Below are 25,451 nucleotides of genomic sequence, written 5' to 3'. Positions count from 1 at the left end.
ATATAGCGGACGGTCGCGATTGCGCACCGCGAACGCCGTGCATAATAGGCCCGCGCCGCCGCCCTTCGACCCGCCGCCTGTCGGGGAAATCCCTAGCTCCTGACTTGTTTTTTTAGGCAGTACACTGACGACAATTACTCAGCATACTGACGAGCGAGTTGATATGAACTGGATCCGCATTGCCTCTACCGACCAACTGACCGAAGACGACGAGGTGATCCCCGTCGCCGCCGGCGAAAAGCAGCTTGCGCTGTATCGCATCGAAGGCGAGTTCCACGCCTCCGACAATGTCTGTACCCACGCCTACGCGCTGCTGTCCGACGGCTATCTGGAAGACGGCTGCATCGAATGCCCGCTACACCAGGCCAAATTCGACATCCGCACCGGCCAGGCCATGTGCGCGCCCGCCACCACTGGCATCCGCATCTATCCGGTCAAGGTCGAAGGCCAGGACATCTATGCCAACCTGCAAGGCTGACCATGGCTGACGCAGATCCGATCCTCATCATCGGCGCCGGCCAGACCGGCGCGGTGGCGGCGGCCACGCTGCGCGGCCTGGGCCACGCAGGCCCCATCACGCTGATCGGCCAGGAAGCGCACGCGCCCTATGAGCGCCCGCCCCTGTCCAAGGACGTGCTGCAAAGCCCCGGCGCGCATGGCCAGACCGCTGTGCACCCCCAAGACTTCTATGCGCAGCAAGGCGTCACCCTGCTGACCGGCATGCAGGCCTTGCGGATCGACGCTGCCAACCGTCTGGTCGAACTGGCCGACGGCCGCAGCCTCCCCTATAGCCGCTGCCTGCTCGCCACCGGCGGGCGGGCGCGCGAACTGCCCAGCCTGCCGCGCGGCACGCCGGGCGTGCATTACATCAGGACGCTGGACGATGCCGCGGCGCTGCGCGCCGCCCTCGCGCCGCAGTCGCGCGTGGCCGTCATCGGCGGCGGCTTCCTGGGCCTGGAGGTGGCGTCCACTGCGCGCGTCCTGGGCGCCGCAGTCACCGTGCTGGAAAGCGCGCCCCGCTTGCTGGAACGCGTGCTGCCCGCGGCCCTGTCGGATTGGCTGGCCGAACGCGCCCGCCACGCCGGCGTGGACCTGCGCCTGGACGCGCGCATCGCGCGCACCGACTGGCAGCCCCATGCGGATGCCGCTGTGCGGCATCAGGCGCGCTTCAATATAGAACTGCAAGACGCTTCCTCTATCGAGGCCGACGTCGTGGTGGTGGCCATCGGCCTGGTGCCCGACGTATCGCTGGCCGCACAAGCCGGTCTGGCGCTGGATCCCGCCAATGGCGGCATCGCGGTGGACGCCGCCTGCCGTAGCAGCGACCCAAATATATATGCGGCCGGCGATTGCGCCAGCCAGCACCGGCGTCACCTGAACATGGCGCTGCGGCTGGAATCCTGGCAGAACGCCAACGAACAGGCGCGCGCGGCCGCGGCCGGCATGCTGGACCAGCCCGCGCCGGCCGAGCCCTATCCGTGGTTCTGGACGGACCAGTATGGCTGCAACGTACAGATGTTGGGCCTGCCCCAGCCGGACCTGGTCTATGCCTGCCGCGGCGTGCCCCAGGCGCAGGCCGAGGCGCCCAAGTTCATCTGGCTTGGCCACCGCGACGGCGTGCCGGTGCATGCCATCGCCATCAACGCCGGCGGCGACCTGCGCCAGCTGCGCGTGCTGTTCGAACAAGGCATCGCCATCGATCCCGAGCGCTATGCCGACGAGACCGTGGCGCTCAAGCCGCTGGTGAAAGCCTGCCAGCAAAACGCCGCCGCGTCCTGACCCCACCATTACCGCCCCCGCATCGACAGGAGCTTTTCATGTATCAATCGCAAACCGTCATCGGCCTTACGATGGCGTCCAAGGACACCGCCCTGGCCGACTGTGTCTGGCCGGAAGACGCGCTGCACTACATCCCCGACTGGGTCTACACCAGCCGCGCCGTCTACGACCAGGAAGTGGAAAAGATCTTCCACGGCAAGACCTGGAACTACGTGGCCCTGGAAGCCGAGCTGCCGAACCCGGGCGACTACAAGCGGTCTTATGTGGGGCCGACCCCGGTGGTGGTGTCGCGCGCCGAAGACGGCTCGGTCAATGTGTTCGAGAACCGCTGCGCCCACCGCGGCGCGGAGTTCTGCCGCCACAGCCAGGGCAACGCCAAGGAATTCGTCTGCCCCTACCACCAGTGGTCCTACGACCTGAAGGGCAATCTGCAGGGCATCCCCTTCAAGCGCGGCGTGAACCGCGAGGGCGGCATGCCCAAGGACTTCAAGAACGAAGACCACGGCCTGCGCAAGCTGCGCGTCACCACGCGCAACGGCGTCATCTTCGCGTCCTACAGCGATGAGGTCGAACCCATCGAGGAATACCTGACACCCGAAATCCTGGCCGATTTCGACACCGTCTTCCCGGGCAAGAAGCTCAAGATCCACGGTTACTACCGCAACGAGCTGCCGTGCAACTGGAAGATGTACCACGAGAACCTGAAGGATCCGTACCACGCAACCCTGCTGCATTCGTTCCTGGTGGTGTTCGGGCTGCTGGTGGCGGGCAACAAGTCCGCCATGCTGGTCGATCCGGTGCATGGCCGCCATGGCACCATGGCTTCAGCCAAGAGCGAGGACAAGTACGCCAACGTCAGCGAAGAGAACAAGAAGGAAATGCGCTCCTTCCACGACGGCCTGCACCTGCAGGACGACCGCTTCCTGGAGTTCGTCAAGGAATTCGACTCGCCCTGGTCGGTCACCATGCAGACCGTCTGGCCCAACCTGATCGTGCAACGTGAAATGAACACGCTGGGCGTGCGCCAGATCGTGCCCAACGGGCCCGACAGCATGATCATGCAATGGACCATGTTCGGCTACGAGGACGACACGCCCGAAATGGAGCGCCATCGTCTGCGCCAGGGCAACCTGATGGGGCCGGCGGGCTTCCTCGGCCTGGAAGACAACGAAGCCATGAAGTTCGTGCAGGAAGGCGTGCGCCGCGCCAGCACCGACGTCAACGTGCTGAAGCTGGAGTCCGGCAAGCAAGGCACCTCCAACACGCTGATCTCGGAAGCTGCGATCCGCTCCATGTACAGCTATTACCGCAGCGTGATGGGCTTCTGAGGCAGGAACCAGGAAACATGAGAACCCGATTCGAATACTCCCCCCGCAAGATCGATCCCGCGCGCGCCATCGCGCTGCGACTGGAGATCGAGGAATTCCACGCCGACTACTGCGCCGCCCTGGACGCGGGCCAGGTCGAGGCCTGGCCGGACTTCTTCACCGAGGACGGCCTGTACCGCGTCACCGCGCGCGAGAACGCCGAACTGGGCCTGCCCGTCGGCCTGGTGTACTCCGAAGGCCGCGCCATGATGCATGACCGCGCCGTGGCCATTTCTCGCACCCAGATGTTCGCCCCGCGCTACATGCTGCATCTGGTCAGCAACACCCGCGTCATCAGCGAATCCGCGGATGGCGAGATCGAGTCCCAGGCGGCATTCATGCTGATGCAGACGCTGGTGGAAGGTCCCACCACCCTGCACCTGGCCGGCACATACTACGACCGCTATACGCGGCAGGACGGCGTGCTCAAGCTGAAGGAACGGCAGGTGGTGTATGACACCACCATCCTGGCCAACGACCTGGTCTATCCCGTCTAGAACGCGGAAGGGCAATGTAAAAAAAGGGTTGCGCCCCGTGGCGCAACCCTTTTTTTTGTTCCGGTCTGCGGCGCCAGCTCAGGCCTGCGTAGCGCGCATGGCTTCGTCCCGCGTCAACACGGTGGCGTACTTCTGCTGCATGTCGAAGAGGTTGGCGTCATGCGGGCCGATGGCGCGGTCGCCCACGCAATCCGACACCACCAGCGGCCGGAAGCCGTACTGCATGGCGTCCACCACGCTGGCCCGCACGCAGCCGCTGGTGACCGCGCCCGCCACCAGCAGCGTCTGCACGCCGCGTTGCGACAGCCAGGCCGCCAGGCTGGTGCCGAAGAACGCCGAAGGCACCGTCTTGCGCACCACCAGTTCGCCGGCCGCGGGCGCAAGCTGCGGCACGATGGCGCTGTTGTGGTCCGCTTCCTTCAGGGTCAGCATGCCCGGCACCTTCAAGGTGAAGATGTTGTGGTCCGCGTCGTCATCGGCGAACACGATGCGGCTGTGCGCCACCGGCCAGCCCTGCTTGCGCGCATGCGCCAGCAGGCCTACGGTCTGCTCGATGGCCTGGGGGATGTTGCCGCCGCCGAACACAGCCGGATCGGCAAAGCCGTTGACCAAGTCCACGATCAGCAGGCCATAGGGCGCCTTGGGCGCCATCGCCGTGCCGAAACCCTGGCGCGCGTAGGCCGAGATATCGTCATTCATGTAGGGAACTCCTAGTACGGTGATTGCGTGCTAAGCCTGGAGGCCGGCACCGTCCAGCACCTTGCCCTGGCGCACCACGTCCTCCCCGTCCAGCCGCACCGTGCAGGCGCGCAGGGGGATGTCGATGTGGCAGGTGGTGGTCCGGTTGCCGCCGGCCTCGTTGTTGGGACCCAGCGAGAACAGGAAATTGCCCTCGTAGGCGCGCGCGTCCATGCCTATGGTGGCCTCGCGGTCGTACAGCCCCAGCGTGGTCCAGTGCGCGCGCGGTTGCAGGCCCCAGCCTATGTGCGAAATCGCGTAGGCTTCCGGGTCCTTGAACGAGGCCACGTACTCGCGCAGCAGTTCCGCGTCCACGCCGCCGTCGATGCGCGTGGCGTAGCCGTTCTCGACCGTCAGCTCGATGGCCGAGCGCACGTAGAGCTTCTGCGGCAGCAGGATGTCGCCGACGTCGATCACGATCTTGCCGTTGGCGCCGCCTTCGTTCGGCCAGGTCAGCACGAAGCCGCTGGGCCAATGGTCCCAGCGCCCGGGTTCGTCGACGAAGCCGTATTCGCTGATGGCCGGGAACTCGCCCAGTGGACAGCGCAGGTCCGTACCCGCCTCGGATACCACGCTCATCTCGCGCGCCGCGCCGATGCGCGCGGCGGCCGCCTTGACCCGCGCACGGTCGGCCTCGGTCGGCACCAGCCGCGCCAGCACTTCCGGCGGCTCCACCGCCAGCAGGATCTTGGTGCCGGTCGCCAGGATCTCGTGCTGTTCCGGAGAGAACAGCAGCGTCATCAGGTCCAGTACCAGGTCGCTTTCCTTCAAGGCCGCAATGGCGGCCTTGTTGCCGGTCAGCGGCGTGGTGCCCAGGTAGGCCAGCGAGTCCCGGCTCAGCGCCCGCTCGCCATTGACGGGCGGCAGGTCCAGGCGGTTCACGATGGCGCCCATGGCTTGCGTCGCGATCAGCGCCGTCGCCAGGGTTTGCGGATGGGTGGCCGCGCTGGTCAGCACCGTGACGGTCTGCCCCGCTTGCAGCTTGGACAGGGTCAGCACCTGCTGCCAGGCCTTCACCATTTCATAGTCGCTTATAGGCATGATGCCCTCCTTGCTTGACGGTCGCGCGCTTCAGCCGCGCGCCAGCGGCGCGCCCAGGAAATCGCCGAAGGCGGCATAGAAGCCTTCCTCGTTGTCCCACGGAATCATGTGGCCGGCGGCGGGCACGCGGTGGTGTTGCGTGCCGGGCGCCAGCCGTTGGATCTCGGCCACGTCGGCGTCCAGCACCACGTCGCCCCGCTCCGCCGTGATCAGCAGCACCGGCACGTCCAGGCGCGGCAGGTCGGCATGGATGTCGTCGCTCTGGAAGGCCTCGAAGCTCTGGATGATGGCGCGCTCGTCGCAGGTGTGCAGCCATTCGGCGCGCAGCTGGCGCTGCTCCTCGGTCCAGGTCGGGCAGAACGCGCGCATGGCCTCGGCGTCCATGCCGTGCCGCGCCTGCGCCATGGAATCGACGTACCAGGGCAGTTTGGCGGGATACGGCCGGCGGCCGGGACCGGACACCGGCGGGTCCACCAGGACCAGGCGGCTCAGTCCTGCCGGCTTGCCGCGCCCGGCGCGCACGCCGATGCGTCCGCCCATCGAATGGCCGACCACGCTGTAGCGCGCCAGGCCCAGCGCCTCTGCGAAGGCCAGCACGTCGGCGGCTTGCGCGTCCAGGCTGTAGTCCAGCGTCGCGCCGGCTGCGGACAGGCCGCGGCCCCGCACGTCCAGCACATAGGTGTCGAAGGCCGCGCCGAAGCGCTCGCCGACGAAGCCCCAGGTGACCGCCGGGCTGGTGATGCCCGGCACGATGATGACCGGATCGCGCCCCGCCCCACGTTCGCCGCCGTAGCGCAGGTAATGCTGGCGGATGCCGTTGGCATGGACGTTGCCGCCGTACAGGAAGTTGCTCATGTCGGTCTCCCGGGCTGGACTCAGAGTTTGAACAGGCGTCGCGCGTTGCCGTTGCAGATCAGTTCGCGGGTCGCGTCGTCCATCGGCGTCTGCTCGATGAATTCCACGGCCAGCGCGGTCGATTCGTAGGGATAGTCGACCGAGAACATCACCGCCTCGCGGCCCATTTCGGCGATGGCGGCCATCAGCGTGGGAGGCGAACAGACCCCGGACGTGGTGATGAGGATGTTGCTGCCCAGGTATTCGGAAGGCGCGCGCGCCAGCTTGATGCCGTGCGAATAGACCGCGAAGCGGCTGTCGAAGCGCCAGCGCAGGAACGGCAGGCCTTCGCCCATGTGGCCCAGGATCAGCTTGACGGCGGGGAACCGGTCGAACACGCCGCCGAACAGCAAACGCAGCGCATGGGTGGCGGTTTCGACGCCCCAGCCCCAGCATGCCCCCACCAGCTCGGGGTGGCCCGAGTAGGCCTGCGGAATGACGTAGGGATCGGACGGGTGCAGGTAGACGGGCACGTCCAGCTCCTGCACCTTTTCCCAGAACGGGTCATAGGCGCGGCCGTCGTAGTACACGCCATTGGTGTGGCCGTTGATCAGCGCGCCCTTGAAGCCCAGCTGTTTGACGCAGCGCTCCAGTTCTGCGGCGGCGACCACAGGATCGTGCATGGGCACGGTGGCGAAGGCGCCGTAGCGCGTCGGGTGGCGGGCCACCTGCTCGACCAGGAAATCGTTGTTCTCCTTGGCGCGGCGCAGCGCGACGGCGGCGTCGGCTTCGGCCTGCACGCCCGGCCCGGTCTGCGACAGGATGACATAGTCGATGCCGCCGCGGTCCATTTCGCCCAGCCGGACTTCGTCGAAATCCACCAGGCGCGCGGCCAGGTCGGCCAGCACGGCGGGATCGATGTGCTGCGCGAAGCTCTTCGAATAGTCCTTGAATCCGACCGCGGTGTAGTGCTCCTCAAACGCGATCTTGCGTACTTTGCTCATTCCCCTACTCCCAGTTTGATGGCGCGGACCCTGTCCTGCCACGGCGCGTCAGCATTGTTTATCAGTACACTGACTATTACATCGGAACAACCGGAATCGCGCGCAGCCGCTTTCCCATTGGGAAAAGCCCTGCGAGGGCTTCCGAATTTACGTCAGTATACTGACTTTATAGTCAGCGTACTGACAAATTAGGGAAATCCCGAAGCGCAAAAAAAAGGCCGCCGCGGCGGCCTTGCCTGCAGGCGGCGTTCAGCCGTCTTCGTCCAGGTCGGCAGGCGTGTCGACATCGCGCAACACCCCGGGATCATCGACGGGGACCAATTGCAGGCCGGGCCCTTTGAGCAGCCGCCGCGCGCCTTCGTCCCCGCTCAGCGCGGCGAGTTGCGCCAGCAGGTCTCCGCGGAATCCCACCGGGTGGCCGCGCTGCCCCTGGTACGAGGGCGCGGCCATGGGCGCATCGCGCAGCGCCTCCAGCACGCTCGCCAGGCTGGCGCGCTGGATCCAGGGCATGTCGGCCAGCGCGACCAGCACCGTGGCAGGCGTGCCGGGCAGGCCCTGCAAATACTGCGCCGCCGCGGCCAGACTGGCGCCCATGCCCTCCTCTGCCAGGTCGGTCTCCAACACCACGCAGTCTTCAGCCCGCAGCAATCCGGCCAACGCGGCGCTGCCGGGCCGCACCACGGCGACGACCATCTCCACCGCCGCGCGCAGCGTGCGCGCGCTGGCCGCCGCCACGCGCGCGCCCTGCGGCAGCGGCGCCAGCAGCTTGTCGGCGCCGGGCCGCTGCGCGGCGTAGCGCGAGCCCCGCCCCGCAGCCAACAGGATGCCGACACGCGCGGGAATCGGGTAGGGATAGACACTAGAGACAGTCGCCATGATGATCAGTATAGTGAATATAAGCCGTGGCAGCGCCGCGGCCTTTCACTGTGAGAAGCCGATGAACGCTCTGGATCTGGACGTATTGCAACATGCGCGGGACTGGGTAGCCGCGGGCAGCCGCGTGCACCTGGTGACCGTGGTGCAGACCTGGGGATCGGCCCCGCGCCAGGCCGGGGCCATGCTGGCGCTGCGCGAGGACGGCCGCATGGTCGGGTCGGTTTCCGGCGGCTGCATCGAAGACGACCTGATGCTGCGCGCCCGCGAAGGCACGCTCGAGGATGCCCCGGCGCGCCTGACCTACGGCGTCACCCGCGACGAGGCCGCGCGCTTCGGCCTGCCTTGCGGCGGCACGTTGCGCCTGATCAGCGAACCGCTGCGCGACACGCAATGGCTGGACCTGGTGCTGCAATCCATACGCGGCCATGGCCTGATCCAACGCACGGTGGACCTGCAGGACGGCAGCAGCTCGGTGTCTCCCGCCGGTCCGGCCGACGGCCCGGACTTCGATGGCCGCATCTTCCGCAGCGTGTACGGCCCGCGCTGGCGGCTGCTCATCATCGGCGCCAACCAGACCGCCCAGGTGCTGGCCAGCATCGCCGCCACGCTGGATTTCCACGTCACGGTCTGCGACCCCCGCGAGGAGTTCTACGGCGACTGGAACCAGTCCCAGGCTACCTTGCTCACCAGCATGCCCGACGACGCCGTGCTGGAAATCGGCACCGACGAGCGGACCGCCATCGTGGCGGTCACCCACGATCCCAAGCTCGACGACATGGCTTTGCTGGAAGCATTGAAATCGCGGGCCTTCTATGTGGGCGCGCTGGGTTCGCGCGCCAACCAGCAGAAGCGCCGCGAGCGGCTGCGGCTGTTCGACCTGGACGACAGCCAGATCGCCCGCCTGCACGGCCCGGTGGGCCTGCGCATCGCCAGCAAGACGCCGGCCGAGATCGCCGTGGCGATCGCGGCCGAACTGATCTGGGTGCGCAACACGCTGGGCGACGGCGAAGCCGCCCGCAGCGCGCCGCAGACCAGCGCGCTGCAAGGCTGAGCCAGGCAGCCGGCCTCGGCCCTACATGGGTTTGAGCGTGGTGCGGCTGTACTGGTTATTGGCTTCCACCAGGGTGGAAAGCAGCTTCATGAAGATTTCCTGATTGCGCGTGGACAGCGGCTCCAGCAGGCGCTGCTGGGCGCGCGCCATGCCTTCCTGCAGGATGCCCATGATGCGCAGGCCTTCCTGGGTGATGACGGCCTGGCGCGAGCGCTTGTCGTTGGGATTGATGCGCCGTTCCACCAGGCCGCGCTCCTGCAGGCGCTTGACCACGTCTGCGGTGGTGGTGCGATCCAGCCCCAGCTCCATGCCGATGGCGGTCTGGTCCAGCCAGGGACTGAGCGACAGCGCGGTCAGCACGCCATACTGCACCGGCGTCACGTTCTGCGTCTTGCACTCCTCGTAGAACATGGCGTAGTGGATCTGGTTCAGGCGCCGCACCAGATATCCCGGACGCGACCAAAGCACCTGCTTGGCCGGATCGAAGATCTTGGTGTCTGTCTTATGAGTTGCGACGCGCTTCTGGGACGTCGTCTTTTTCTGTACATCCGGCACGTTGAGGCAGCTCCAGTTTAGTTAGTGTACTGAGGATAATACCACCGGCCCGGCCTGGCGCGCCTGCTGCGCCAGATACTCCTTCAAGGTCTGCACCAACGCCGCCGCGGCGGGCGACAGGCTGCGGTTGCGGGCCGTGACCAGCCCGATCGAACGCTCGGCCACCGGTCCGATCAGCGGACGCTGGACGATGCCATTTTGCGCTACCGCCGCGGCGGCGATTTCGGGCAGCGCGGCAACGCCGAATCCGCATTCGACCATGGCGACGATGGTGGTCAGATGCTCGGCCTCGAAGGCCGGCGTAAAGCGTATCCGGTTCTGCAGGAAAGCCCATTCCGTGTACTGCCGCACGCTGCTGGGCTGCACCATGGACACGTGCCCCGCATCCGCCGTATCGGCCCAACGCAGCGGACCGCGGGCGCGCGCCAGTGGATGGGCTTCGGGGATCAACAGCAGGAAACTGTCGGACATCAGCGGCACGTAGTGCAGATCCGCATGCTGCGGGTCCGCCGCGGTCAGGGCGAAGTCGACTTCGCCCGCGCGCACCAGATCGAAAGCCGGCCCGGACAAGGTATCGCGTACTTTCAGGGCGACCAGCGGATGGGCCTGGCGATAGGTCATGAGCACCCGCGGCAGCAGGCGGGCCGCGATCGAGGGCAAGGCCGCCACCGACACCTGCCCCTGTTCCGCGTTGACGATGCCGCTGACCGCGGCAATGGCGTCGCGGAAGGCCACTTGCAGCGCGGCAGCCTGCTGCATGAAGACCTCGCCGGCGGCGGTGAGGCGGACGGTGCGCGTGGTGCGGTCGAACAGGCGCACGCCCAGCGCCTCTTCGATGCGCTGGATCTGCGTGGACAGAGCCGATTGCGACAGGTGCAACTGCGCGGCGGCCTGGCGGAAGTTGAGCGTGCGGCCCAGCACCAGCGTGGTATCGATATCGCGCATCGAAAGATTGATCTGCATGCCTGGCGCGGCCCCTCTATTGATCTAAATATAAGATCATTCTATCCAAAAAATCTGATTCATCAATCAAAACCGGTTCTCTACACTCGCCCGCAGCGTAGTTTCAGATAAAGGAGCAAACCATGCAGACGGACGCGATAGCGCTGCCCAATCCGGGCGCGGCGCATGCGGTGGTGGTGGGCGGCGGCACCATGGGCGCCGACGTGGCCGTGGTATTGACCCGCGCGGCCTGCCGGACCACGGTGATCGAATCGAATGCCGAGCGCGCGGCGGGCGTGCCCGCCCGTGTCGCGGAAAACCTCAAGACCATAGGCCGGGAAGCGAACGCCGCCCTGCTGTCCACCGCCGCCAGCCTGGACGAGGTGGACTGGTCCGGCGTGGACCTGGTCATCGAGTGCATACCCGAACGCCTGGACATCAAGCAGGCGCTGTTTGCGGACCTGGCGCAACGCGCCCGGCCCGATGCCATCCTGGCCAGCAACAGCTCCAGCTTCCCGATCAGCGCCATCAGCCAGGGCCTGGCTACCCGCGGCCGCATGCTGGGCCTGCACTTCTTCATGCCCGCGCATCTGGTGCCGCTGGTGGAAGTGGTGCTGGGCGAAGCCAGCGACAACGCCTGCGCCGACACGCTGATCGAATTCATGCGGCGCTGCGGCAGCGTGCCGGTGAAGGTGCGCCAGGACCTGCCTGGCTTTCTGGCCAACCGCCTGCAGCACGCGCTGTCGCGCGAAGCCTTCGACCTGATCGACCGCGGCATCGCCTCGCCGGAAGACGTGGACGCGGCAGTGCGTTTCGGCTTCGGCTTCCGCTTCCTGGCGGCCGGCCCGGTGATGCAGCGCGACCATGCCGGCATCGATGTGCATGCCGCCGCCGGCGCCACCATGTACCCCACCTTCTGCAACGCCAGCGAGCCGGCGCGCTGCCTGACCGAACGCGCCCAGGACGGACGCCACGGCATGAAGACGGGCGAAGGTTTCTACACCTGGACGCCCGAAACCATTGCTGCCGAGCGCGCGCGCTACGACCGCCTGTTACGCGCCGGCCTGGACCTGATTGCACCCGAACTGCCGGAGATCAAGCCGTGAGCAACACCCCCCTGCCCCGCGCCGCGCTGGCCGACTCGCCCGTCATCATTACCGTGGCGCCCAATGGCGCCTACAAAAAGGCCGCCGACCATCCGGCCGTGCCGCTTACCGCCGAGGCTCTGGCGCACGAAGCGCGCGCCTGCCTGGACGCCGGCGCCGCCATGATGCACATGCACGTGCGCAAGCCTGACGGCAGCCACCTGCTGGACGCCCAGGCCTACCGTGACGCCCTGGCCGCGGTGCGCGGCGCCGTGGGCGACGAACTGCTGGTGCAGGTGACCAGCGAAGCCGCCGGCGTCTACAAGGCGGCGGAACAGATCGCCCTGGTGCGCGAATTGCAGCCCGAGGCCGTGTCCATCGGGCTGCGCGAGATCGCCGTGCCGGAGATCCCGGAAAGCGAGCTGGCGGCTTTCCTCGCCTGGATCGCCGAGCGCCGCATCATGACCCAGATCATCCTGTACGACGAGGGCGACGTGCGCCGCTGGCTGTCCCTGCGCGCGCGCGGCCTGGTGCCGCCAGGAGCGTGGTCGGTGCTGTTCGTGCTGGGCCGCTACAGCGCGGGCCAGACCTCTTCGGCCTATGACCTGCTGCCCTTCCTGGCCGCGTACGACCAGTCCCTGCCGTGGGCGGTATGCGCCTTCGGCCCCGAGGAAAACGCCTGCGTCACCACGGCCGCAGCGTTCGGCGGCCACATGCGCGTGGGTTTCGAGAACAACCTGAAGCTGCGCGACGGCAGCACCGCACCGGGCAACTCGGCGCTGGTATTGCAGGCCGCGCAAGGCGCGCAGGCGTTGGGCCGCCCGCTGGCCACGGCCGCTGACGCGCGCCGCATCTACGGGGCGATCGGCTGACTCCGCCTGGGCGGCGCTACTGCGCCGCCCCTTCTATCGCTTGCGCAACGCTGATTGCCTGCTCCTCCGAGTTCATCGTCAGGTTCAGGATGCCCTCCTCCATGGGGCCTGCGATGCGCGGCACGCCCACCAGCCTGCCGTCTATCGTGAACACCAGCCACTTCCCGGGGTACTGGCGGCCGATCTGCGCCAGCTTGCGCGCGCCTGGCGGCGTGAATCGCAAGCTGACAAAAGGCTGCCCCTCCCGGGTCTTCATGGGCGTGGCGGTATTCAGGTCTGCCCGGGTAAGCGCGGGCGCCAGCAGGAAGTAGTAGGTCTTGTCGGACATGCGCAGCTCGCGCAGATCGGCGCCCGGCTGGTCCTGCGCCAGGCGGAACTCGACCGCCGGGATGGCCGTCCGCGCCCGCGCCGCGGTGTCTTGCGGCGCAGGCTGGGCGGCGCGGGGCGCGGCATTCGCGCCCTTCTGAGCCACCATGGGCTGGCAAGCCGCCAGCAATGCGCTCGATGCAATCAAAGCCGGAAGAATGATGCGACGTGTCATGGCTGTATACCTCTCATGAATCATTGAGGCCGCAGCTGCGGGCCGCGAGCCTGCGTTCGTGCCACATGTATTCACCATTGATATCCCACTCCCACGCTAGCGCCGTAGTCGCCGCGCGAACTGCTGCTGGCCAGGCCCTTCACCACCCATCTTCCGCTGTCGGACACCGTGGACAGCCCCATGGCAAAGCCGCTTTCTCCGCGCCACGTACCGCCGCCCATGCTGAACATGCTCCTGCCGGGCAGATAGGCCTGCGGCAGCGCCGACATCGCCATGGCGGAAGCCACGCCGGCGCTCAACCGGTTGTCCAGCCCTTGCACGTTCTTGCGCAAGCCCGCCACCTGCTTGCTCAGGCCGCTTTCTACTTCTCGCAACTGGCTCACGTTCACCGCGTCGGTTCCCGCAGCGCCGCGGGCCACGTGCGTGATCTGGCGTTCGGCTCCGGCCGCGCCCACCGAAACCGTGTCGTCGCGGTCGGCGACAGACCCCGCGCCCAGCGCCACGGCATTACTGCCCGACGCCTTGCTGCCGTTGCCCAACGCCGTGGCTCCCGCGCCGGACGCCTGCGCGCCATTGCCGATCGCGGTGCTGTTCTTACCCGAGGCCACGGCGCCCGCGCCGCCCGCCGCCGAGTTGCCGCCGCTGGCCTTGGGCGGCTTGGCCGCCTTTACTTCCTGGCTGGTCTGGAACATGCCCGCGGCGCCATTGCCGATGTTCGTCACATCGCCTTCGATGCCGGTCATGCGTTCGTCCAGCGCGGTGAGTTGGTCGCCGACCTGGAGCACATTGCCTGCCACGTCCTGCAAGCGTTTGTCGGTATAGTCGTTGGCCTGCTTGAGCGCGCCGTCCAGCTGCCGCAGATTCACGGCGTCCGTGGCCTCGCGGCCGTCGGCCAGATTGCTGAGCGTGCGTTCCGCGCCCGACGAGCCCACCGACACCGTGCCGGCCGACTTGTTTTGCGCCTCCGAATACTTGCCGGCATAGCTCTGCGCTCCCCGGTCCGCCACGGCGCCTCCGCCCAACGCCACGTCGCCATCCTTCCCTGCGACCGCGCCGTTGCCCAAGGCCACCGAGTTCACCCCGTTGGCCGCCGCGCCCGGTCCGACCGCGATACTGCCTGGACCATTGGCCTGTGAATCCGGCAGCGCCGCCGACGCCCCGCCGTTGGCATGGAAGTACTTGATTCCGGCGCCGCCCTTGGTGAAGTTGTCGACCGTATCGCCTATAGCCTTCACGTACTGGTTGGTCTCGAACAACTGCGAACCATTGACCGCATCCGTGCTGTCCGCCGACAGCGCGCCCCGCGCCACATTCCTCAGCACGGTGGCCGCCCCGCCGGGATTAAACGTCACCATGCCGTAGTTGCTGGTGCCGTCCGCATTGAGGTCGTATTTCACCCCTCCCGCGTCGAGCCCGCTCACATTCGAGGCCAGCGCCTTCAACTGGCTGACGTTCACGGCGTCGGAATCCACAGTACCCGCAGCCACCCCGTTGATCTGCCGATACATGCCGGCATCGGCGTCACCCACAGACAACGCGGCCAAGGTGCTGCGCGTGGCGTTCACGGACGCGCCATTGGCGCCCAGGGGCACATATCCTGCTGCCCCGGCCACCGTCTTGGCGACCGATCTCGCACCCAGCGCTACGCCACCGCCCGCGACAACCTGGCTGCCGGCGCCCAGGGCCACCCCCTGGACGGCATCAGCCAGGGCCTGCGTTCCCGCCGCAATGCTATCCGCTGACGTGGTACGCGCCTGCTGTCCCAGGGCGATGCCGCCGGGCGCCCCCTGGTCCACTACCGCCCGATCCCCGATCCCCAGGCCGCGGTCCCCATTGACCACGGCCTGCGGGCCGACCGCGATCGACTCAAGCCCTACCGCCAGCGAATCGGAAGTCGTCGAGTTCACATGGAAGTACTGGGTCCCAGTGGTCGTCAAGGAGCCGATCGCGCCGGTCAGTTGGCGCAAAGTCACCGCATCATGCTCCTCGGTCCCGTCCGCCACGTTGGTAATCTGGCGGTACGCGCCATCGCGACCCACGGATACCGCTCCCAGCAAGGTGAGATCCGCCGTGTTGAACGGCACCAGGGCGCCACCGCTGCCGACCGCAAGGCTGCCCGTGGTCGGCGTCAGCGCCCGGGCGGACACGGAGCCTGAACCCAGCGCCACGCTCCCTTCCTGGCTCGCCTGGGCATCGCGTCCCAACGCCAGCGCGTCGCCGGCCGACGTCCGCGCGTTGTAGCCCAGCGCCGTGCTGCCCACGCCCTGCGCGTAGGCATCATCTTCCGCCAGTCCCAACTCGTTGGTCCGCGCATAACGCAAGCCCAGCCCATTGTCGGCCTTGCTGATCAGGCTAGGGTTCCCCGTCAGGTGTGTGTACGTGTCGCCCATGGTCGTCAGGGTATCGCCCATGCCCGTCAAGGTATCGCCCATGCCCGTCAGCCTGTCGCCCACGCGCTGTACGTCCTGGTTCGTCTCATGCAGTTGCGCGCCGTTCACTGCATCGGTGCTGGTGGCCGTCACGGCCCCGCGCGCCAGGTTGGTCAGCCTGGTGCCGCCCGTCATGCCGCCGTCCGTCGATGCCGATCCCGCCAGCGTGATCAGGTTCTTGGGATCGCCCGCGTTGCCGTCATAGGTCACCGCCCGGTCGCCCAGGCTGCCCACGTTCTCGGCCACGGACTTGAGCTGGCTTACGTTCACCGCATCCGTGTCGGACGCGCCCGCGGCCAGGTGGCTGAGGCGGCGTTCCGCGCCCGCCGAGCCTATGCTCACTTCGCCGACTGGCGCAGCGCCCGCCACCGCCGCCGTACCTGAGCGGTACGCCGCCGCGCCCAGCGTCGCGCCATTGGCGACCGCGTTCGCGCCCAGCGCCACGCTGCCGGCATGGCTTGCCTGGGCCTCGCGGCCCAGCGCCAGCGCGTTGTCGGCCGTGGCTCGCGCGTTGTAGCCCAGCGCCGTACTGCCGGGGTTCTGCGCATAGGCGTCGCTGGGCGTCAACCCGCGCTCGTTGGTCCGCGCATAGCGGATGCCCAGGCCGTTGGCGTCCGTGTACGTTGCGCTCGTGTCCCCGGTGAGATTCGCCAGCGAGCCGCCGAGGCTGGTGAGCGTATCGCCCAAGGTCGTGACCGTACCGCCGATGGTCGTGACCGTATCGCCGAGATTCGTCACGGTGTCGCCCAGGGTCGTGACGGTGTTGCCCATGCTGGTCACCGTGTCGCCCATGGTCGTGACCCTGTCGCCCACGCGCTGCACGTCCTGGTTCGTCTCGTGCAGTTGCGCACCGTTCACCGCATCGGTGCTGGTGGCCGACACGGCCCCGCGCGCCAGGTTGGTGAGCCTGGTGCCGCCCGTCATGCCGCCGTCCGTGGATGCCGATCCCGCCAGCGTGACCAGGCTCTTGGGATCGCCCGCGTTGCCGTCATAGGTCACCGCCCGGTCGCCCAGGCTGCCCACGTTCTCGGCCACGGACTTGAGCTGGCTTACGTTCACCGCATCCGTGTCGGACGCGCCCGCGGCCAAGTGGCTGAGGCGGCGTTCCGCGCCCGCCGAGCCTATGCTCACTTCGCCGACTGGCGCAGCGCCCGCCACCGCCGCCGTACCTGAGCGGTACGCCGCCGCGCCCAGCGTCGCGCCATTGGCGACCGCGTTCGCGCCCAACGCCACGCTACCGGCGTGGCTTGCCTGGGCCTCGCGGCCCAGCGCCAGCGCGTTGTCGGCCGTGGCTCGCGCGTTGTAGCCCAGCGCCGTACTGCCGGCGTTCTGCGCGTAGGCATCGCTGGGCGTCAACCCGCGCTCGTTGGTCCGCGCATAGCGGATGCCCAGGCCGTTGGCGTCGGTGTATGTCGCGCTCGTGTCCCCGGTGAGATTCGCCAGCGAGCCGCCGAGGCTGGTGAGCGTATCGCCCAAGGTCGTGACCGTACCGCCGATGGTCGTGACCGTATCGCCGAGATTCGTCACGGTATCGCCCAGGGTCGTGACGGTGTTGCCCATGCTGGTCACCGTATCGCCCATGGTCGTCACCCTGTCGCCCACGCGCTGCACCTCCTGGTTCGTGTCATGCAGTTGCGCACCGTTCACCGCATCGGTGCTGGTGGCCGACACGGCCCCGCGCGCCAGGTTGGTGAGCCTGGTGCCGCCCGTCATGCCGCCGTCCGTGGATGCCGATCCCGCCAGCGTGATCAGGCTCTTGGGATCACCTTCGTTGCCGTCATACGTCACCGCCCGGTCGCCCAGGGCATTCACCGCCTGATTCGTCGCATTGAGCTGCGAACCGTTGACGGCATCCGTGCTAAGGGCGCCAAGCCGCCCCGCCGCAACGTTCGTGATGGAGCGCTCCGCACCCGTGCTGCCCACGCTGACCGTGCTGGCGGGCGCCGACCCGGCGAACGAATAGGACCGCCCCGCGATCGCGGCGCCAGACGTGCCGACGGCGGCAGCAGTCGCGGAGCCCGCCCCCAGCGCGACGTCGTCCGAGTTGGTTGCGACCGAATCGAACCCCAACGCCATGCTCCGCGCCGCCAGCGCGTTGGCATCGTTGCCTACGGCCAACGCCGCGGCGCCCGCAGCCGCCGAGCTATTGCCCAGCGCGACGGCGCCTGGTCCCGAGGCCCGATTGGCATTGCCCAACGCCACCGAGTTTTCACCGATCGCCGAGCTGCCGCGACCGATAGCCACCGCGGAGAAGTTTCCTGTTGCGCCATCAGCCACGCTGCCAATGCCCAGGGCCACATCGCCATCGCGCCGTGCCTGCGCACGCGTGCCTATCGCAACGGAATCCGCCCCCATGGCACGCGATTCTCCTGCGACCGCAACGGCGTTGAGCCCCGATGCCTGCGCACCCGCCGCCGCCGAATTGGACGAATTATTGCCGCCGATCGCGACGCTGCCGACGGCCGTGGCACGCGCCCATTGACCAAGAGCGGTCGAACCCAGGGCAAGGGCTCCGGCCTGCATGCCTACAGCGGTGCTCCGAATTGCCGCCGTAGCCGCAAACCCCAGGGCGGTCGCGGCATTGCCCGTCGCCGTCGCTTGAAAGCCCAGGACCTGCACGCCGGTGTAGCCGCCGCCATCAGCATCGCATCCGATAACGTTGGACCACAGGCCGGATCCATCGCTCGGAGTCTTGCCCGCAGGATAGGCTACGCCGTCGGGTCCCGTCGCCTTGGGAGAGGCGCAACCATTCGGGTTGTACGTTGATGCATGAACCTGCGGACCCGTACCCGCCAGACCGGCAAGTATCGCAAGCCCCGCTGCGATATCCAGCCGCATGTTCAGCTTCAGGCGCTTCCGAATGGACTGCCGGCCTCCCGCCGCGTCTTCGTCCGCATCGATCCAAACGTTCCTGAGTATCTTGTTCATGAATGGATGCTCCAGTTCAAAAACTCTAGGGAAGTTCTCGTCTACGCAGCCATTACGTGTGACTCAAACGGCACCCGGAACACGCTGCGGCGACTAACGCCACCCGCTATGCAAGCGGCCGGGCTCTCGCCAACTGCGCCACGCAAGCGGTCGATCTATTGATGGAGATGGAAAAGGAAATGCGCCAGGACCAACGCGGGACGCCTCGCTTGCCGGCGGAGGAGTCCCGCAGCGACTGCATCGGGTGATGCATTGAGGCCAAGACTACGGCGCGCAATTGCAATCGCACATTGCACTTGGGCCTATGGGACGTATCGGCGCAGCCTTCCTATGCCGGCTGGCCGCAGGTAGGTAACAGCGGAAACCAACATTTCCGCCATTCCACCCACTAAACAAATGGACCGCTCATCCGTCTCAGAATCGGGGCATTGGTTTCATGAGGAGCGTTCCGTGGATTTGTTGGCAGCGATACGCATTTTTCTCCGCGTGGTGGAACGCGGAACCATCTCGGGCGCGGCGCGCGATCTCGACATGAGCCAACCATCCGTGAGCGAACGCATCGACAAGCTGGAGCGTTTCCTAAGCGCCCGCCTCTTGGTGCGCAGTTCGCGCAAGCTGAGCTGCACGGCTGAAGGCCGGACGTTCTACGAACAGGGCAAGCAGCTGCTGGACGCGGCGGAATTGACAATAAATTCCGTATCGTTAAGTAACGCCAAGATACAAGGAAGCCTGAGACTCGCCGCGCCGCAGTGCCTGGGCGAGATCGTGGTTCCCAAGGCCCTGATGAACGTGCGCACGGCACACCCCGATCTGCACGTGGATCTCATGCTGAACGACACCATCGCCGACCCGGTCACCGAGGGCCTCGACATTTCGCTGCGGCTGGGCCGCCTCAATGAAAACGGAGGCTATATAGCTTTCCCGCTTGGCTGGGTGGCCCGCAAGCTGGTCGCGGCGCCTTGTTACCTTGCGGCTCACGGCCCCATAGAAACGCCGGCGGACTTGGCCTTCCATCCGTTCATTCGTTTGAAGGCCATTTTCGCGAACGACCAGGTGCCGCTCTCGCGCGAAAACGGGCCGGTGGTCCAGACGCGCATCAGGACCGCCATGACGGTCAGCCACTGGCGTCCCATGTACGATCTGATCCTCTGCGGCGGCGGCACGCGGCATCCTGCAGCATCCCGCGTGCGCCAAGGCACTGGCGCAAGGACGCCTCGTCGAACTGCTGGACGGCTATCGCGTTCCGCCGCTTCCGCTCAATGCGCTGATTCCGCCCCTGCGTCCGATGCCGCAGCGCGTGCGGGCGGTCCTGGACCTGTTGAAGCGGGACATTCCAGCGCTGCTCCCGCCAGCTGCTTGAACCGCCCATCCGTCCCAGCACATTGTTACGCCGTGGTGCAACATTGACGCCCTTCAAAGCCATCTGCTAAAAGCTTCGGTATCCGCACGTTAAACGCAATGCCCCAACTGTCGTAGTGAGGTGCTGTGTGCAAAACGAGTCCGATGGCTACACCAAGCCTCAGGAACTACGAAGTTTCCTGTTCCTGACGGCTGTCATGGCCCCCGTCCTGTCGGTCATCATCGTGGCAGGCTACGGTTTCCTCGTCTGGTTCTATCAGCTGATTGCCGGCCCTCCCGGTAGCTGATGCGACGCGACGGAACCCCTCCCATGTCCGCGCTCCCCCACTCCGCGCCGCCTGCGGCGCCGCCAGAGCTGCACATCGCCAGCATGGTGGTGCACGCCGCGCCGCGCCGCTTGCCCGACGTCCGCCAGGCGATTCTTGCAATTGCCGGAGCGGAAATCCATGGCGCTTCCGACACTGGAAAGCTGGTGGTCACCCTGGAAGCCCCCTCCACCGACGACATGATGGCCCGGATCTCAGAGATCCAGCGCCTGGATGGCGTGCTGGCTTCGGCGCTGGTCTACCAGCACGCCGACTCGCTGGACGCGATGAACGAGGAGATTGACGATGGCAATGGCTCGTAGAGACTTCATCAAGCAATCTGCCGCGGCCGCGGCCGCGACTGTGGCTGGCATACCCATCGTCGGTTACACGCAGAACATCGTCACCGAATCCGAGGCCGCCAAGCTCAAGTGGTCCAAGGCGCCCTGTAGGTTCTGCGGGACCGGCTGCGGCGTGAACGTCGCCGTGAAGGACAACCAGGTCGTGGCCACGCACGGCGATTTCAACGCCGAGGTGAACAAGGGCCTGAACTGCGTCAAAGGTTATTTCCTGTCCAAGATCATGTACGGCAACGACCGGCTGACCACGCCGCTCTTGCGCATGAAGGACGGCAAGTACGCCAAGGACGGTGAATTTGCCCCAGTGTCCTGGGACCAGGCCTTCGACGTCATGGCCGAGCAGTTCAAGCGCGTACTGAAGGACAAGGGTCCCGAGGCCGTGGGCATGTTCGGCTCGGGCCAATGGACCGTCTGGGAAGGGTATGCCGCGCTCAAGCTGATGAAGGCGGGCTTTCGCAGCAACAACCTGGACCCGAACGCGCGCCACTGCATGGCCTCGGCCGCGGTGGGCTTCATGCGCACCTTCGGCGCTGACGAGCCCATGGGCTGTTACGACGACATCGAGAACGCCGATGCCTTCGTACTGTGGGGCTCCAACATGGCGGAGATGCACCCGATCCTGTGGACCCGCGTGACCGATCGCCGACTGTCCGCGCCCAAGACCAAAGTCGTCGTACTGTCCACCTTCGAGCACCGTTCCTACGAGCTGGCCGACATCGCGCTGACCTTCACGCCGCAGACGGACCTGGCGATCCTGAACTACATCGCCAACCACATCATCCAGACCAAGCGCGTGAACCGGGATTTCGTGGACAAGCACACGACTTTCCGCGAAGGCAATGCCGACATCGGCTACGGCCTGCGGCCCGATCATCCGCTGCAGAAGGCCGCCAAGAACGCGGGCGACGCCGGCGGCTCCAAGCCCATCACGTTCGACGATTTCGCCAAGTTCGTTGCCAAGTACGACCTGGACTACACCGCCAAGCTGAGCGGCCTGCCCAAGAAGCAGCTGGAAGAGCTGGCCGAACTCTATGCCGACCCGAAGGTGCGCGTCACATCCTTCTGGACCATGGGTTTCAACCAGCACACCCGCGGCGTATGGGCCAATAACATGGTCTACAACATCCATCTGCTGACCGGCAAGATCTCCACGCCGGGCAACAGCCCGTTCTCGTTGACCGGCCAGCCCTCGGCCTGTGGCACCGCCCGCGAGGTGGGCACCTTCTCGCACCGCCTGCCGGCCGACCTGGTGGTGACCAATCCCAAGCACCGCGCGCACGCCGAGGAAATCTGGCAGTTGCCCGACGGCACGATCCCCAGCAAGGTGGGTGCGCATGCGGTCCTGCAGAACCGCATGCTCAAGGACGGCAAGATCAACGCCTATTGGGTGATGGTCAACAACAACATGCAGGCCGCGGCCAACCTGATGAATGAAGGCCTGCCCGGCTACCGCAACCCCGACAACTTCATCGTGGTGTCGGACGCCTACCCCACCGTTACCACTATTTCGGCCGACCTGATCCTGCCGGCCGCCATGTGGGTCGAAAAGGAAGGCGCCTACGGCAACGCGGAACGCCGCACCCAGTTCTGGCACCAGCTGGTCAACGCGCCGGGCGAGGCGCGCTCGGACCTGTGGCAACTGATGGAGTTTTCCAAGCGCTTCAAGGTCGAGGACGTCTGGCCTGCCGATCTGCTGGCCAAGAAGCCCGAATACCGCGGCAAGACGCTGTTCGACGTGCTGTTCGCCAACGGCAAGGTCAACCGCTATCCCAACACCGAGCGCGACAAGGACTACGCCAACCAGGAAGCCGAGGCTTTCGGCTTCTATGCGCAGAAGGGGCTGTTCGAGGAATACGCCGAATTTGGCCGCGGCCATGGCCACGACCTGGCGCCGTTCGATACCTACCATGAAGTGCGCGGCCTGCGCTGGCCCGTGGTCAAGGGCAAGGAAACGCTGTGGCGCTACCGCGAAGGCAGCGACCCCTACGTCAAACCAGGAGCCGGTTTCGAGTTCTACGGCAACGCCGACGGCCGCGCCGTGATCTACGCCCTTCCCTATGAACCGCCCGCGGAATCGCCGGACAAGGAATACCCGTTCTGGCTGTCCACCGGACGCGTCCTGGAACACTGGCATTCGGGCTCGATGACGCGGCGGGTGCCGGAGCTGTACCGGGCCTTCCCCAACGCGGTCTGTTTCATGCACCCCGATGACGCCCAGGAAATGGGCCTGCGGCGCGGCGTCGAGGTGGAGGTCGTGTCGCGGCGCGGCAAGATGCGCACGCGCCTGGAAACCCGCGGGCGCGACAAGCCGCCGCGCGGCCTGGTGTTCGTGCCCTGGTTCGACGCTGGCCAGTTGATCAACAAGGTCACACTGGACGCCACCGATCCGATCTCGTTCCAGACCGACTTCAAGAAGTGCGCGGTCAAGATCGTCAAGGTCTGAAAGGCGAACCGGAGACAGCCATGAACCTACGCGCCCTTACTCTCGCGACATGCGTCATCCTTGGTTCGGCCGCCTGGGCGGCGCCGCCGCTGGAGGTCGAAGACCCCATGCGCGGCCCCACCCCGGTCGCGCAGGAAACCGACCCGCCGCTCATCAGTCCGGTCGAAAACAAGGACATCCGCCGCATGCGCACGTATTCCATGCAGCCGCCCACCATTCCGCACAAGATCGACGGCTACCAGGTCGACAAGGACTTCAATCGCTGCCTGGCCTGTCACGCCCGCGTGAACACCGAGGAAACCCAGGCCCCGCCCCTGAGCGTGACCCACTACATGGACCGCGACAGCAACGTGCTGGCGGAAGTCTCGCCGCGCCGCTACTTCTGTGTGCAGTGCCACGTGCCGCAGACCGAGGCCAAGCCTCTCGTGTCCAATACTTATCAGGACATCGATGTGATCCTCAAGCGCCTGTCCGCCCCGGCGCCCGCCAAGAAGTAAGCGACCGGAGGCAGCCATGCTCGGACTCATCAAGCGCTACTGGAACATCATCCGACGGCCCAGCGTGCATTTCAGCCTGGGCTTCCTGACGGTCGGCGGTTTCATCGGCGGCATCCTGTTCTGGGGCGCCTTCAACACCGCCATGGAACTCACCAACACCGAGAAGTTCTGCACCGGCTGCCACGAAATGCGCGACAACGTGTACGCCGAGCTGAAAGGCACCATCCACTTCACCAACCGCTCCGGCGTACGCGCGCTGTGCTCGGACTGCCACGTGCCGCACAACTGGACCGACAAGATCGCGCGCAAGATGCAGGCGTCCAAGGAAGTCTGGGGCAAGATCTTCGGCACCATCGACACGCGCGAAAAGTTCGTTGAAAAGCGCCTGGAGCTGGCCCAGCACGAATGGGCGCGCTTCAAGGCCAACGATTCGCTGGAATGCCGCAACTGCCACAATTACGAGTACATGGACTTCACGCGCCAGAGTCCGCGCGCGCAGAACATGCACTCCACCTATCTGGCGGACAAGAGCAAGACCTGCATCGATTGCCACAAGGGCATCGCCCACAAACTGCCGAACATGGGACCGGGCCCGACCTCCATGGCGCCCGAGCCCACGGGCCCGGGCAAGGAAGTGGCGCATGCGGCCCGCTGATGCGCCGCCGCCCATGCTTTGCGCGCGCGGCCTGACCAGCCGCCGCGGCTATTCCGCGCCCGTGGACTTCGAGCTGCATGGCGGCCAACTGCTGCATGTGCGCGGCGCCAACGGCAGCGGCAAGACCAGTCTTCTGCGCATGCTCGCGGGCTTGCTGCGGCCGCTGGCCGGCAGCGTGCTGTGGCGCGGCGGCGACGCACGCCACGATCCCGCCGGCTACCGTGCCTGCATGGCCTACCTGGGGCATGGCAACGGCCTGTGCGGCGAACTGAGCGCCGCCGAGAACCTGCGTTACGCCCTGCACGTCGCCGGCACGCCGCAGGCAGAAACTCGTTTATCGGACACCTTGCGCGCATGGCGCCTGGAATCCTGCGCCGACATGCCCGCCCTGCGCCTGTCCCAGGGACAGGGCCGGCGGCTGGCGCTGGCGGCGGTCGTGCTCGGCGCCAAGCCCCTGTGGCTGCTGGATGAACCCGACGCCGGGCTGGACACTGCCAGCCTGGAGCAATTGCGCCTGGCGCTGGAAGCCCACCTCGCGGCTGGCGGCGCCGCCGTGCTCGCCTCGCACCGCGAACCTGGCACCGCCGCCGCACATACTCAAACCCTGGACATGGATGACTACGCGGATGCTGGCTACGCTGTCGCAGTTGGCATTGCGTGAAATCCGCCTGGCCTGGAGACGGCCCGCGGACACGCTGGGCGCCACCCTGTTTTTCATCGTGGCCGGCACGCTGTTCCCCCTGGCGGTCGGTCCCGACCCCGCGCTGCTGCTGGCCATCGGGCCGGGCGTGCTGTGGGTCTGCGCCCTGCTCGGCGTCCTGCTGACGCTGAACCGGCCTTTCGCCCAGGACTACGACAACGGCGCGCTGGAACAGCTGCTGGTGTCGCCGCATCCGCTGCCGCTGCTGGTGGGCGCCAAACTGGCGGCGCACTGGTTCAGCAGCTGCCTGCCCCTGATCCTGGCCAGCCCGGTGCTGGCCCTGCAATTCGGCCTGTCGCCGCAGGCCATCGGCATCCTGGTCCTGTCGCTGCTGCTGGGCACGCCGACGCTGGCGCTGGTCGGCGGGCTGGGCGCGGCGCTGACGCTGGGCCTGCGCGGCGGCGCCCTGCTGCCGCTGCTGGTGCTGCCGCTGTATGTGCCGGTGCTGATCTTCGGCGCTGGCGCGGTGTCGGCCTCGCACGCCGGCATGGGCGCCGGACCGCAATTGTCATTGCTGGGCGCATGCCTGTGCCTGGCCATCCTGTTATGCCCCTGGAGCGCCTCGGCGGCGCTGCGCGTGGCGCTGGACTGAGG

At 66.8% G+C, this 25,451-nt stretch carries 23 protein-coding genes and 1 pseudogene; 15 read left to right on the top strand and 9 right to left on the bottom strand.

All coding sequences use genetic code 11. The features are described 5' to 3' along the window. Positions 1–163: 163 nt before the first annotated feature. From IB268_RS08765 to IB268_RS08750, 4 genes are read left to right on the top strand one after another with little or no spacing between them, the layout of a single operon-like run. Positions 164–478, top strand: coding sequence for a non-heme iron oxygenase ferredoxin subunit (locus tag IB268_RS08765; RefSeq protein WP_054459045.1), 315 nt, complete (start codon positions 164–166; stop codon positions 476–478). Positions 479–480: 2 nt separating this feature from the next. Then, positions 481–1,779, top strand: coding sequence for an NAD(P)/FAD-dependent oxidoreductase (locus IB268_RS08760; protein ID WP_175214433.1), 1,299 nt, complete (start codon positions 481–483; stop codon positions 1,777–1,779). 38 nt (positions 1,780–1,817) lie between these two features. Next, on the top strand, positions 1,818–3,107 hold the full coding sequence (locus IB268_RS08755; RefSeq protein WP_119451812.1) for an aromatic ring-hydroxylating dioxygenase subunit alpha: 1,290 nt from the start codon (positions 1,818–1,820) through the stop codon (positions 3,105–3,107). A 17-nt stretch (positions 3,108–3,124) separates the two neighbouring features. Then, positions 3,125–3,643, top strand: coding sequence for an aromatic-ring-hydroxylating dioxygenase subunit beta (locus tag IB268_RS08750; RefSeq protein ID WP_054459037.1), 519 nt, complete (start codon positions 3,125–3,127; stop codon positions 3,641–3,643). Positions 3,644–3,721: 78 nt separating this feature from the next. Here IB268_RS08750 and IB268_RS08745 read toward each other — a convergent pair whose 3' ends face one another. From IB268_RS08745 to IB268_RS08725, 5 genes are all read right to left on the bottom strand, one after another. Beyond that, positions 3,722–4,342 carry an N-carbamoylsarcosine amidohydrolase gene (locus IB268_RS08745; protein WP_119451813.1) on the bottom strand — a complete coding sequence of 207 codons (621 nt, stop codon included), beginning with the start codon at positions 4,340–4,342 and terminating at the stop codon, positions 3,722–3,724. 30 nt (positions 4,343–4,372) lie between these two features. Then, the gene (locus IB268_RS08740) at positions 4,373–5,422 is read right to left on the bottom strand and encodes a 2,5-dihydroxypyridine 5,6-dioxygenase (protein ID WP_054459034.1); all 1,050 of its coding nucleotides are present in this window, start codon (positions 5,420–5,422) and stop codon (positions 4,373–4,375) included. 30 nt (positions 5,423–5,452) lie between these two features. Then, a complete protein-coding gene (locus tag IB268_RS08735) occupies positions 5,453–6,277 on the bottom strand; it encodes an alpha/beta fold hydrolase (RefSeq protein WP_054459033.1) in 825 nt (274 codons plus the stop codon). A gap of 20 nt (positions 6,278–6,297) precedes the next feature. Continuing rightward, complete coding sequence (locus IB268_RS08730) at positions 6,298–7,260, bottom strand: amidohydrolase family protein (protein WP_054459030.1); 963 nt, start codon at positions 7,258–7,260, stop codon at positions 6,298–6,300. A 249-nt stretch (positions 7,261–7,509) separates the two neighbouring features. Further along, positions 7,510–8,136: an NTP transferase domain-containing protein gene (locus tag IB268_RS08725; protein ID WP_192354105.1), complete on the bottom strand. Its 627-nt coding sequence runs from the start codon at positions 8,134–8,136 to the stop codon at positions 7,510–7,512. Positions 8,137–8,197: 61 nt separating this feature from the next. Here IB268_RS08725 and IB268_RS08720 point away from each other — a divergent pair, with 61 nt between their 5' ends. After that, positions 8,198–9,187 carry an XdhC family protein gene (locus IB268_RS08720; RefSeq protein ID WP_192354104.1) on the top strand — a complete coding sequence of 330 codons (990 nt, stop codon included), beginning with the start codon at positions 8,198–8,200 and terminating at the stop codon, positions 9,185–9,187. A 21-nt stretch (positions 9,188–9,208) separates the two neighbouring features. Here IB268_RS08720 and IB268_RS08715 read toward each other — a convergent pair whose 3' ends face one another. Next, positions 9,209–9,676, bottom strand: a complete 468-nt coding sequence (locus IB268_RS08715; protein WP_370127811.1) for a MarR family winged helix-turn-helix transcriptional regulator — start codon at positions 9,674–9,676, stop codon at positions 9,209–9,211. A gap of 87 nt (positions 9,677–9,763) precedes the next feature. Then, on the bottom strand, positions 9,764–10,705 hold the full coding sequence (locus IB268_RS08710) for a LysR family transcriptional regulator (protein WP_054459021.1): 942 nt from the start codon (positions 10,703–10,705) through the stop codon (positions 9,764–9,766). 122 nt (positions 10,706–10,827) lie between these two features. On the opposite strand from IB268_RS08710, the gene IB268_RS08705 reads away from it, so the two are divergent. Continuing rightward, the gene (locus IB268_RS08705) at positions 10,828–11,790 is read left to right on the top strand and encodes a 3-hydroxyacyl-CoA dehydrogenase family protein (RefSeq protein ID WP_119451816.1); all 963 of its coding nucleotides are present in this window, start codon (positions 10,828–10,830) and stop codon (positions 11,788–11,790) included. Next, a complete protein-coding gene (locus IB268_RS08700) occupies positions 11,787–12,641 on the top strand; it encodes a 3-keto-5-aminohexanoate cleavage protein (protein WP_175182201.1) in 855 nt (284 codons plus the stop codon). Before IB268_RS08705 ends, IB268_RS08700 begins: the two co-directional genes overlap by 4 nt. Before the next feature lie 16 nt (positions 12,642–12,657). Here the strand turns inward: IB268_RS08700 and IB268_RS08695 are convergent, their stop codons facing one another. Continuing rightward, complete coding sequence (locus IB268_RS08695; RefSeq protein ID WP_125473732.1) at positions 12,658–13,182, bottom strand: preprotein translocase subunit SecD; 525 nt, start codon at positions 13,180–13,182, stop codon at positions 12,658–12,660. 71 nt (positions 13,183–13,253) lie between these two features. Beyond that, positions 13,254–18,107, bottom strand: a pseudogene (locus IB268_RS08690) (YadA-like family protein); the annotation flags it as partial. An 882-nt stretch (positions 18,108–18,989) separates the two neighbouring features. On the opposite strand from IB268_RS08690, the gene IB268_RS08685 reads away from it, so the two are divergent. The 8 genes from IB268_RS08685 to ccmB all read left to right on the top strand — a co-directional run bounded on the left by IB268_RS08685 (position 18,990) and on the right by ccmB (position 25,449). After that, positions 18,990–19,946: a LysR family transcriptional regulator gene (locus IB268_RS08685; RefSeq protein WP_370540010.1), complete on the top strand. Its 957-nt coding sequence runs from the start codon at positions 18,990–18,992 to the stop codon at positions 19,944–19,946. 80 nt (positions 19,947–20,026) lie between these two features. Further along, the gene (napE, locus tag IB268_RS08680; RefSeq protein ID WP_013393095.1) at positions 20,027–20,185 is read left to right on the top strand and encodes a periplasmic nitrate reductase, NapE protein; all 159 of its coding nucleotides are present in this window, start codon (positions 20,027–20,029) and stop codon (positions 20,183–20,185) included. Between the two features lie 23 nt (positions 20,186–20,208). Then, positions 20,209–20,526, top strand: a complete 318-nt coding sequence (locus IB268_RS08675; RefSeq protein ID WP_054459214.1) for a chaperone NapD — start codon at positions 20,209–20,211, stop codon at positions 20,524–20,526. Further along, complete coding sequence (gene napA, locus IB268_RS08670) at positions 20,510–23,005, top strand: periplasmic nitrate reductase subunit alpha (RefSeq protein ID WP_054459212.1); 2,496 nt, start codon at positions 20,510–20,512, stop codon at positions 23,003–23,005. The genes IB268_RS08675 and napA overlap by 17 nt, the downstream gene beginning before the upstream one ends. A gap of 20 nt (positions 23,006–23,025) precedes the next feature. Beyond that, the gene (locus IB268_RS08665) at positions 23,026–23,502 is read left to right on the top strand and encodes a nitrate reductase cytochrome c-type subunit (protein WP_054459211.1); all 477 of its coding nucleotides are present in this window, start codon (positions 23,026–23,028) and stop codon (positions 23,500–23,502) included. A gap of 16 nt (positions 23,503–23,518) precedes the next feature. Further along, positions 23,519–24,157 (top strand): cytochrome c3 family protein, encoded by a 639-nt coding sequence (locus tag IB268_RS08660; protein ID WP_054459208.1) that lies wholly within the window; start codon positions 23,519–23,521, stop codon positions 24,155–24,157. Continuing rightward, the gene (gene ccmA, locus IB268_RS08655; protein ID WP_054459206.1) at positions 24,144–24,818 is read left to right on the top strand and encodes a heme ABC exporter ATP-binding protein CcmA; all 675 of its coding nucleotides are present in this window, start codon (positions 24,144–24,146) and stop codon (positions 24,816–24,818) included. Before IB268_RS08660 ends, ccmA begins: the two co-directional genes overlap by 14 nt. Further along, positions 24,784–25,449, top strand: coding sequence for a heme exporter protein CcmB (ccmB, locus tag IB268_RS08650; protein WP_175163846.1), 666 nt, complete (start codon positions 24,784–24,786; stop codon positions 25,447–25,449). The genes ccmA and ccmB overlap by 35 nt, the downstream gene beginning before the upstream one ends. The last annotated feature ends 2 nt before the right edge of the window (positions 25,450–25,451 follow it).

The organism is Achromobacter sp. ACM01 (assembly GCF_014851745.1).
Classification (GTDB): domain Bacteria; phylum Pseudomonadota; class Gammaproteobacteria; order Burkholderiales; family Burkholderiaceae_B; genus Achromobacter; species Achromobacter aegrifaciens.
The sequence above is the reverse complement of the archived record's forward strand: the minus strand, read 5'-3'. Positions and strand labels throughout refer to the sequence as shown.

Coding starts and splice junctions, on each gene's coding strand:
- IB268_RS08765 (WP_054459045.1), top strand. CDS start 164: ATGAACTGGATCCGCATTGCCTCTACCGACCAACTGACCGAAGACGAC.
- IB268_RS08760 (WP_175214433.1), top strand. CDS start 481: ATGGCTGACGCAGATCCGATCCTCATCATCGGCGCCGGCCAGACCGGC.
- IB268_RS08755 (WP_119451812.1), top strand. CDS start 1,818: ATGTATCAATCGCAAACCGTCATCGGCCTTACGATGGCGTCCAAGGAC.
- IB268_RS08750 (WP_054459037.1), top strand. CDS start 3,125: ATGAGAACCCGATTCGAATACTCCCCCCGCAAGATCGATCCCGCGCGC.
- IB268_RS08745 (WP_119451813.1), bottom strand. CDS start 4,342: ATGAATGACGATATCTCGGCCTACGCGCGCCAGGGTTTCGGCACGGCG.
- IB268_RS08740 (WP_054459034.1), bottom strand. CDS start 5,422: ATGCCTATAAGCGACTATGAAATGGTGAAGGCCTGGCAGCAGGTGCTG.
- IB268_RS08735 (WP_054459033.1), bottom strand. CDS start 6,277: ATGAGCAACTTCCTGTACGGCGGCAACGTCCATGCCAACGGCATCCGC.
- IB268_RS08730 (WP_054459030.1), bottom strand. CDS start 7,260: ATGAGCAAAGTACGCAAGATCGCGTTTGAGGAGCACTACACCGCGGTC.
- IB268_RS08725 (WP_192354105.1), bottom strand. CDS start 8,136: ATGGCGACTGTCTCTAGTGTCTATCCCTACCCGATTCCCGCGCGTGTC.
- IB268_RS08720 (WP_192354104.1), top strand. CDS start 8,198: ATGAACGCTCTGGATCTGGACGTATTGCAACATGCGCGGGACTGGGTA.
- IB268_RS08710 (WP_054459021.1), bottom strand. CDS start 10,705: ATGCAGATCAATCTTTCGATGCGCGATATCGATACCACGCTGGTGCTG.
- IB268_RS08705 (WP_119451816.1), top strand. CDS start 10,828: ATGCAGACGGACGCGATAGCGCTGCCCAATCCGGGCGCGGCGCATGCG.
- IB268_RS08695 (WP_125473732.1), bottom strand. CDS start 13,182: ATGACACGTCGCATCATTCTTCCGGCTTTGATTGCATCGAGCGCATTG.
- IB268_RS08675 (WP_054459214.1), top strand. CDS start 20,209: ATGTCCGCGCTCCCCCACTCCGCGCCGCCTGCGGCGCCGCCAGAGCTG.
- napA (WP_054459212.1), top strand. CDS start 20,510: ATGGCAATGGCTCGTAGAGACTTCATCAAGCAATCTGCCGCGGCCGCG.
- IB268_RS08665 (WP_054459211.1), top strand. CDS start 23,026: ATGAACCTACGCGCCCTTACTCTCGCGACATGCGTCATCCTTGGTTCG.
- IB268_RS08660 (WP_054459208.1), top strand. CDS start 23,519: ATGCTCGGACTCATCAAGCGCTACTGGAACATCATCCGACGGCCCAGC.
- ccmA (WP_054459206.1), top strand. CDS start 24,144: ATGCGGCCCGCTGATGCGCCGCCGCCCATGCTTTGCGCGCGCGGCCTG.
- ccmB (WP_175163846.1), top strand. CDS start 24,784: ATGCTGGCTACGCTGTCGCAGTTGGCATTGCGTGAAATCCGCCTGGCC.